The 7,645-nt window shown below is 31.8% G+C and carries 7 protein-coding genes; 3 read left to right on the top strand and 4 right to left on the bottom strand.

What is annotated here, in order from left to right; translation table 11 throughout:
* The first annotated feature begins 135 nt into the window (after positions 1 to 135).
* Positions 136 to 942: an NAD(+) diphosphatase gene (nudC, locus tag ACKI5C_RS08385; RefSeq protein WP_407432698.1), complete on the top strand. Its 807-nt coding sequence runs from the start codon at positions 136 to 138 to the stop codon at positions 940 to 942.
* Between the two features lie 30 nt (positions 943 to 972).
* Here nudC and ACKI5C_RS08380 read toward each other — a convergent pair whose 3' ends face one another.
* From ACKI5C_RS08380 to ACKI5C_RS08370, 3 genes are read right to left on the bottom strand one after another with little or no spacing between them, the layout of a single operon-like run.
* The gene (locus ACKI5C_RS08380) at positions 973 to 1,785 is read right to left on the bottom strand and encodes a carboxypeptidase-like regulatory domain-containing protein (RefSeq protein ID WP_407432697.1); all 813 of its coding nucleotides are present in this window, start codon (positions 1,783 to 1,785) and stop codon (positions 973 to 975) included.
* Positions 1,785 to 2,948 carry a MalY/PatB family protein gene (locus ACKI5C_RS08375; protein ID WP_407432696.1) on the bottom strand — a complete coding sequence of 388 codons (1,164 nt, stop codon included), beginning with the start codon at positions 2,946 to 2,948 and terminating at the stop codon, positions 1,785 to 1,787. Before ACKI5C_RS08375 ends, ACKI5C_RS08380 begins: the two co-directional genes overlap by 1 nt.
* Positions 2,935 to 3,453 carry a nitroreductase family protein gene (locus ACKI5C_RS08370; protein WP_407432695.1) on the bottom strand — a complete coding sequence of 173 codons (519 nt, stop codon included), beginning with the start codon at positions 3,451 to 3,453 and terminating at the stop codon, positions 2,935 to 2,937. Before ACKI5C_RS08370 ends, ACKI5C_RS08375 begins: the two co-directional genes overlap by 14 nt.
* A 262-nt stretch (positions 3,454 to 3,715) precedes the next feature.
* Between ACKI5C_RS08370 and ACKI5C_RS08365 the strand changes: the two genes are divergently transcribed.
* Together ACKI5C_RS08365 and ACKI5C_RS08360 are read left to right on the top strand one after the other, a co-directional pair.
* Positions 3,716 to 5,164 carry an ATP-binding protein gene (locus ACKI5C_RS08365; RefSeq protein ID WP_407432694.1) on the top strand — a complete coding sequence of 483 codons (1,449 nt, stop codon included), beginning with the start codon at positions 3,716 to 3,718 and terminating at the stop codon, positions 5,162 to 5,164.
* Between the two features lie 125 nt (positions 5,165 to 5,289).
* Positions 5,290 to 7,203: a hypothetical protein gene (locus ACKI5C_RS08360; RefSeq protein ID WP_407432693.1), complete on the top strand. Its 1,914-nt coding sequence runs from the start codon at positions 5,290 to 5,292 to the stop codon at positions 7,201 to 7,203.
* Positions 7,204 to 7,254: 51 nt separating this feature from the next.
* On the opposite strand, the gene ACKI5C_RS08355 is transcribed toward ACKI5C_RS08360, so the two are convergent.
* Positions 7,255 to 7,645: hypothetical protein (locus tag ACKI5C_RS08355; RefSeq protein WP_407432692.1), on the bottom strand; the 391-nt coding region annotated here is incomplete at its 5' end.

The raw sequence follows: 7,645 nt of genomic DNA, 5'->3' as shown, positions 1-7,645 counted from the left end.
GATTATAATTTGTAATAATTTAATTAGAATAAGTATTATTTAAGTATTACTTTTTACTAAATTATTACTACTTGAAAGCATAAAAAATGTAAAAAAAGTATTACTTTAATTAATTAAACTCCACCTATTAAATAAATGAAAAATAAAACAATAAACATGATTGAAAAATCAATTTACGAAGATTATGAGATTAATTTTAGTGATACATACACTAGTGATGATGCATATTATTTTATTTTTAACGAAAATAGAGAACTATTATTAGAAAACAACGAATTGATTACAGACATTTCAGAATTAAATGTTAATTTTTCATTATTTATTGGCAAATATAAAAATAAGGACTGTTTTGTTGTAAACAGCAGCTTTGAAAAAGGTTTTGATTTAAGGGAAGTTTATGAATTTAACAAGGATCTCTACCTAATGGGGACAAAAGCCGTTTTAGTAAACGATTGGTATATATCACATCAATTTTGTGGAAAATGTGGAGCAAAGACTCAAATAGATGAAAAGGACATGATGTTAAAATGCCCTGAATGTGGTCAAGTGCACTATCCACGAATCGCTCCTGCAATTATTGTTGCCATTAGAAATGAGGACAAACTTCTTATGGCACAGCACAGTTATCATGAAACCATAAGATATGCATTAATTGCAGGTTTTGTAGAACCTGGAGAGTCAATAGAAGAAGCAGTTCACAGAGAAGTTTCTGAAGAAGTAGGAATAAAAATTAAAAACTTGAAATACCTGAAAAGCCAATCATGGCCATTTCCAAATTCACTGATGTTAGGTTTTGAAGCAGAATATGACTCAGGCGACATTAAAGTTGACGGCGATGAAATAGTTAGGGCAAAATGGTTTAAAAAAGATGAAATAATAAGATATTCATCAGACATCAGCATTTCTGATTGGTTAATACAGAATTTTATTGATAATTATTAAAAAAAGAAAAAATAAGAGGTATTTACCTCTTTAAGCGCTTATTTTTATTGTGTTAGCAATGTTACAACCATTATAACTTGAAGTTATAATGTATTCACCAGGCATTAAGTTAATGTTTAACCTAGCCTGACCGTTGCCGTCAGTTGGTCTGTTATATAAAACACCATTGATGTTGAATGTAACAGATTGACTTGCATAAGGTTTACCTTGTCCATCAACCAAATTAGCTTTGAACTGGGTTCCATCGCGGTATTTCATTGTAATGTCTGTTGCATTTAATATAGGTAATACTTTGATGTTATTAGATACCATACAGCCGTTGTATTCAGCAGTTATGACATAATCTCCAGCTTGTAAGTTGATGTTTAGTTTAGCGATTCCTGATGCATTTGTTTGTCTTTCGTAGAAGACTCCATTGATGTTGAATTTGACAGTTACGCCTGCACCGACAGCTTTGCCGTCAGCACCTAATACTTTAACGGTGTATTGTGTAGCGTTTCTGTAGTATTTGGTAATGTCTTTGTTTTCTGTAAGGAGTGACAATACAGTAATGTTGTTTGCTGTTTTGTCTCCTGTTACAGGGTTCATTGCTGTGATTACATATTCACCTGCATTCAAGTTGATATTTAATCTTGCAAGACCTTTGTCACCAGATACTTTACGGTCATACATCACACCATTGATGTTGAATTGAACCGTAGTTCCGTCAGCCAGGTATTTACCTTCGCTGTCAAGGAAAGTAGCATAGTATTGAGTACCGTTTCTATACATTTTCACAACATCAGTACCATTGACAGTAGATAAAATTGTAACAACAGAATCAACAGTTTCATATATAATCATTAAAATGATTTAATATTATTTAAAGCAGTTACTCCTGCCTTAAGCTTATCAAGTCCTTCCCTTAACAATCTTTCAGGGCATGCAATATTCATCCTTAAAAATTTATCTCCATTCTGGCCAAAATCAACACCTGCAGATAAGAATAATCCCTGATTTTGCCTTAAAAATCCAGATAAAACTTTTGATGCTACATTTAAAGCAGAACAGTCAAGCCATAAAAGATAAGTTGCATCACATTCAACCAGCCTGACAACAGGAAGCTCTTCAGATAGATATTCACGAACAATCTGTTTATTTTTATATAAGACTTCCCTTAACTCATCCAGCCAGTCTTCAGATTCATTATAAGCTGCCATTACTGCAGCTGCTGCAAAAACATTGCAGGAATCAGAATTGTCAATATGCATCTGAATTTTTATTCTAGCTAAAAGTTCAATATTTGTCGTATGAACAACAGAGCTTTGAAAACCTGCAATATTAAATGATTTTGATGGAGAAAGACATCTTATTACATAGTCATCGGCTTCAAAAGGATTATACTTTACTCCGGGATCAGTCAAATCGCAGTGTATTTCATCTGATATTAAAATAACATCATGTTTTTTGCATAACTTCCCAATACGCTCCAAATCCTCTTTAGACCAGATTTTGCCAACAGGGTTGTGAGGATTGCAAAGTATCATCAGCTTGACTCTTGATAATTTTTCATCCAAATCGTCAAAATCAATTCTATACTCATTATTTTCATAAATCAACTGATTTTCCAGGACTTTACGGTTATTATCTTTTATTACATAGAAAAATACATGATAAACAGGAGATTGTATTAATATTTCATCATTTTCTTCAGTCAGACACCTTATCATTGATGAAATTGAGGGCATCACTCCGATTGAATATGCCATATCACTTCTTGACATTTTTAAATCATACCTGGAGTCCCACCAATTGATATATGCATCAAACAATTCATCTGAAACGACAGTATAACCGTAAACCGGATGATTGGCTCTTTTTAAAATAGCTTCTTGGATTGGAGGCGCTACCTTAAAATCCATATCCGCTACCCACATCGGCAAATCATCATCAAAAAAGTCCCATTTAAGACTATTGGTATTGTGTCTGTCTACAACACTTTCAAAATCGTATTTAGTATTTTTCATAATGAATTCTCTCTTCATCGAATTTATCCATGAACTTGTTTTCCCATCCATCGGCAGGATAACCTATGGTAATTATACAATATGGTTTGGTCTCAGTAATGTCATCTATCCCAATAATTTCACCAATTTTGGCCATTCTTTCCTCTTCCGGTGCAACACCATTCCAAAGACCACCTAAACCTAAGTTAACAGCCTCAAGCAACATGTTTTCTGCAGCTGCACCCATATCCTGCTGCCAAACTGTTTTGTAAAATGCCCTTTCAATATTTGCAACCAAAACTATTGCAACAGGAGCATTAGTTACCCTTGGTTTTATTTCTCCAAGTTTGGCTAAGGTTTCTTTATTTTTAACAACAACAAATTCCCAAGGTTCAGCCCCTAATCTAGAGCCCGGAGCCTGCATTCCTGCTTTTAGGATTTTTAAAATATCTTCATCATCAACATCTTTATCCTCATATTCACGAATACTTCTTCTTGTATTAATAATTGTTTCAAAATCACTCATATTAATTAATAGTTTTTTAAAATATTTAAGATTTAACTGTTGCAATAACACTCAAGTCAAAAATTAAATTGTAATTAGATATCATATAGCCACTCGTGGCTTGTCAAAGAGTTAATATAATTGTATGAAAATTTAACTATATACGAAAATTAGTGATAGTTATATATTAAAAAATAATAAATATATAAAATAGTTATAGATAAAAAAATAACTTATTTATAAATATGTTATATATTAAAAAATAATAAACGGGGAAACAAAAATGAGTGGAAAAAATAATGATGTGGAAAAATTCATTGCCAGTCAAATTAACGAAACACAATTTCTATTAAATGATTCAATATATTATAAAAATCAAAAATTCAATCCAAGATCTGAATTTGAAGAAATAAAAGATTATGTCAACGATTTTTTACAGGGAGATAATCTAAATCGTTTTATAACCCTACCAGGACTTAGAGGTGTTGGAAAAAGCACCATACTTTTAGAAATCTATGACTATTTAATTAACGAGAAAAATATTCTCCCTGAAAATATACTCTACATCTCATGTGAACAACTGAATAACATTGAAAAATGTGACATATACGCTACAATTGAAGATTATGTTAAAAATTTCCACCATTCAAGTTTAAAAACCTTAAATCATGAGATATTTCTATTAATAGATGAATCACATTATGATAAGAATTGGTCACTTGCAGGCAAAATGATTTATGACCAAAGCAGGAAAATTTTCATGATCTTTACAGGTTCATCTGCACTAAACCTGGACTATGATGCAGAAGCCTCTAGAAGAATAATAAACTATAACATTAATCCTCTGAATTATACTCAACACTTAAATTTAAAATATGGTTATTACCCAATTGAATTTTCAAACTCAATAAGGAATCTGATTTTCAGCGGAGATATTGAAAATACAGTTAAATTAGAAGAAAAAACAAATCATGACATATTAAATTTAAAGGGATATACTTCAACTGATTGGGACAATTATTTCAAATTCGGCGGTTTTCCACAAGTAATGTTTGATAAAAGACAACGCGAAATAGTAAAAAAAATATTTTCATCAGTTGATACAGTAATAAGAAAAGATTTGGGAACAATTAAAAACATCACAACAGACACTCAAAGCTATGCAATGAGAATATTGAAATTCATGGCTCAAAAATATCCTGGCGATGTTTCACAGAATAAATTATCTTCTGAGCTTAAATGTTCATTCAGCACAATAAATACACTATTTTATCTTTTTGAAAAAATACAGTTATTATTCCATTTTGACAATTATGGGGGAATTAATCATAGAATTAAAAAAGCACAGCAATACTACTTTGCAACACCAAGTATACGCCATATCATTAACTTGAAATTTGGAGTAACAAATTTCACAGAAGATGAATATGACGGAATATTATTTAAAAACTTTGTTGCATCATCCCTATTTAATTTAATAAATAATGACAACTTCTTTGATTTCAATGCTTATTATGAAAAAAGAAAAGGGGGAGTTGACTTTCTTGTTAAGAAAAACTTCGAAAATCCAATACCAATAGAAGTTGGAAACAAAAATAAAGATAAACGTCAGGTTATTCGTGCAATGAATATTCATGATTCTACACATGGAATTATAATATCACAAAGGGATGCAATAGAAAAAGATGGAGATATAATTTATATTCCAATTAAGTCATTTTCCTATATCTAACTCAGAGATTAAATTAAAAAAATGAAACTTTGTTTAATATACTAAATTAATTTAAAATAGAAACATTAAAATAAATTTCCAACAAAATAATACATATTAAAGAAAATTTTATGGGAGGAATTTATTTGTTAAATAAAACATTAATATTTCTGTCAATATTCATAATTTTGTCATTAACTTTTTCTGGAGTCTGTGCAGCAGACAATAACAATATAACTGATAATTCAGATGTAAATATATTATCTGCTGATGATACAACTACAGAAACTGGCAAAATTGATGTTGAATTAACTGCAAATGAACAAATTGGTATTTATGGAAATAAAGATACTAAACTGAAAGTTTATGCAATAGATAAGAACGGAAATAATGTGGATGGCGGAACAGTACTCTTTGTAGACGTATTTGGTCAAAATTACACTGCAGATATGAAGGATGGTGTTGCCTCCAGCTATGTATATGTTGGGGATACCGGAAAATTTAATATAACCTGCATGTATATTGGAACAGATGTTTACAATAATGCCAATGGGATATTGCCGTTGACTGTTCCCGTTGCAAATACCACCTGTACTAATATTATTGCAACAAGATATGATGATACAGTATATTTCACAGGAAACGTTAAATCAGATTATAATGCATATCCTGATTATGATGATTATGAAGAAGTAACCAGAGGAATTGTAACCGTTTACGTTGACGGTGAAAAATTAGGAACATGTGATTTGGATGTTAACGGTAACTATGTATACATATGGAAAACAACAAGAAACCTCATCGGCCAGACAATCAACTTTACCGGAGTCTATTCAGACAGCGGAAAACATTTTAATACATCAACATTCTCAAAATCATTTACATTTGAGCCGCCTAAGGATACTGAAATCAGACCTCAGGTAACTGTTATAGACGACCATAAGAAATTAGTTAGCGGAGATGTCGTGGATGAAAACGGAAATAATGTTATTGGAGGAACAATCACTGTCAATGACAAATATACAGTTCCGGTTGATACAAACGGCAAATTCAAATTTTACATTACTGATGAAACAACTGGAAAGGTTAATTATGAAATCGGCGTGATGGATTTCGGATCAAAAGCAGACATTCGTGCAAACAGCCCATTGATGAGTAGAATTGAACACACTGAAGTAACTGACCAGCTCATTGATTTATGTACTCAGGGAAGTCCATATATCAAATTTGGAAATGGAAACGGTGAAACACTTGTTATGATTGTTGGGACACACGGAGGTGAACTTGCATCACAAGTAGCAGGTTTCAAATTAATTAACTTATTGGCTAATTACGGCGATGAGATTGATGGAACAATATACATATTTCCAACTATTTTCCCGGAAGCCACAGCCAACAATACAAGAATATATAATGGCACTAACTTAAATACTGTAGCGCATATTAATGGAAGCATTTCCAATAGTATAGTTAAATTTGCAAAATCAGTAAATGCTATTGGACTTGGAGATTTCCACAATACACGCCATGATGATTCTGATGTCGGTATTACCTGTATTTTCTGTTCCCAGCAACCAACACCGGAAAGTGAAGTTCTGGGTAAATTCATTGTTGCTGAAACCGGTTATGATATTAAAGATTACCCAGTAGCTGGAGATCCTTATGCCGGAGCAATAGAAGACTATGCAAACTTAGAGTTCCATATACCATCAGTTACATGCGAATCACTTTCAAATCACAGGGCTGTTGAATATGGAACACCTGAAATGTCATTTAATGAAATGCTCGCATTCTTAAAATATTTCGGATATAATGTCTATGAAATGATAGAAATACCAATAAATGATTCAAACTTAATCTTGACCTTTGAAAGTCCTTACAACTATAATCCAAGCTCAATAAATATAACACTAAATAAGACAGAACCAGCAAACAATACAGACATTAATAAAATTGCTTCTGCCGGTAAAGAAACTCTTCCAGCAGCAGGTAATCCATTAATAGTAGTATTACTTGCTCTTTTAGCTATTGGAGTTGGAGGATTGAAAAGAAGATTGTAGTTTCATGATGAAGATTTAAACTATTCCACCATCACCTATTTTTTTTAAATCTCAAATCCCGATGTACAAATAACAGTGTGCTTTACCATCTTTTGTGAGAAAATCTGGAACCGTGCTTTCATAGTCCTTATCAAATGTTCTTTGAATTTCATCATCATTCCAAACCTGATTCCAAGCTTTTATAGCAGCTTCATTTACATCTACTCCTTTAGCAGTGTATTTTTTGAAAACACCTTCATCAGCCAATTTTTCTAAATGAAAAATGAACTCTTTATCTGCTGCAATAACACTCAAGTCATAATTTCCGGTTTCATCACTTTCATAATTGCTGTACTCGGATATTGGAGATATCCCCTCAATCAATTTTCCATTGCTATCATGAATTAAGGGAATTTTTCCACTTACAATATCTTCAAACAATTCATTAATCTTGTTAATTCCT

The sequence above is a fragment of the Methanobrevibacter sp. genome (genome assembly GCF_045646045.1).
Lineage (GTDB): Archaea > Methanobacteriota > Methanobacteria > Methanobacteriales > Methanobacteriaceae > Methanocatella.
Note: the sequence above shows the minus strand (reverse complement) of the source record. Positions and strands in the feature narration are given on the sequence as shown.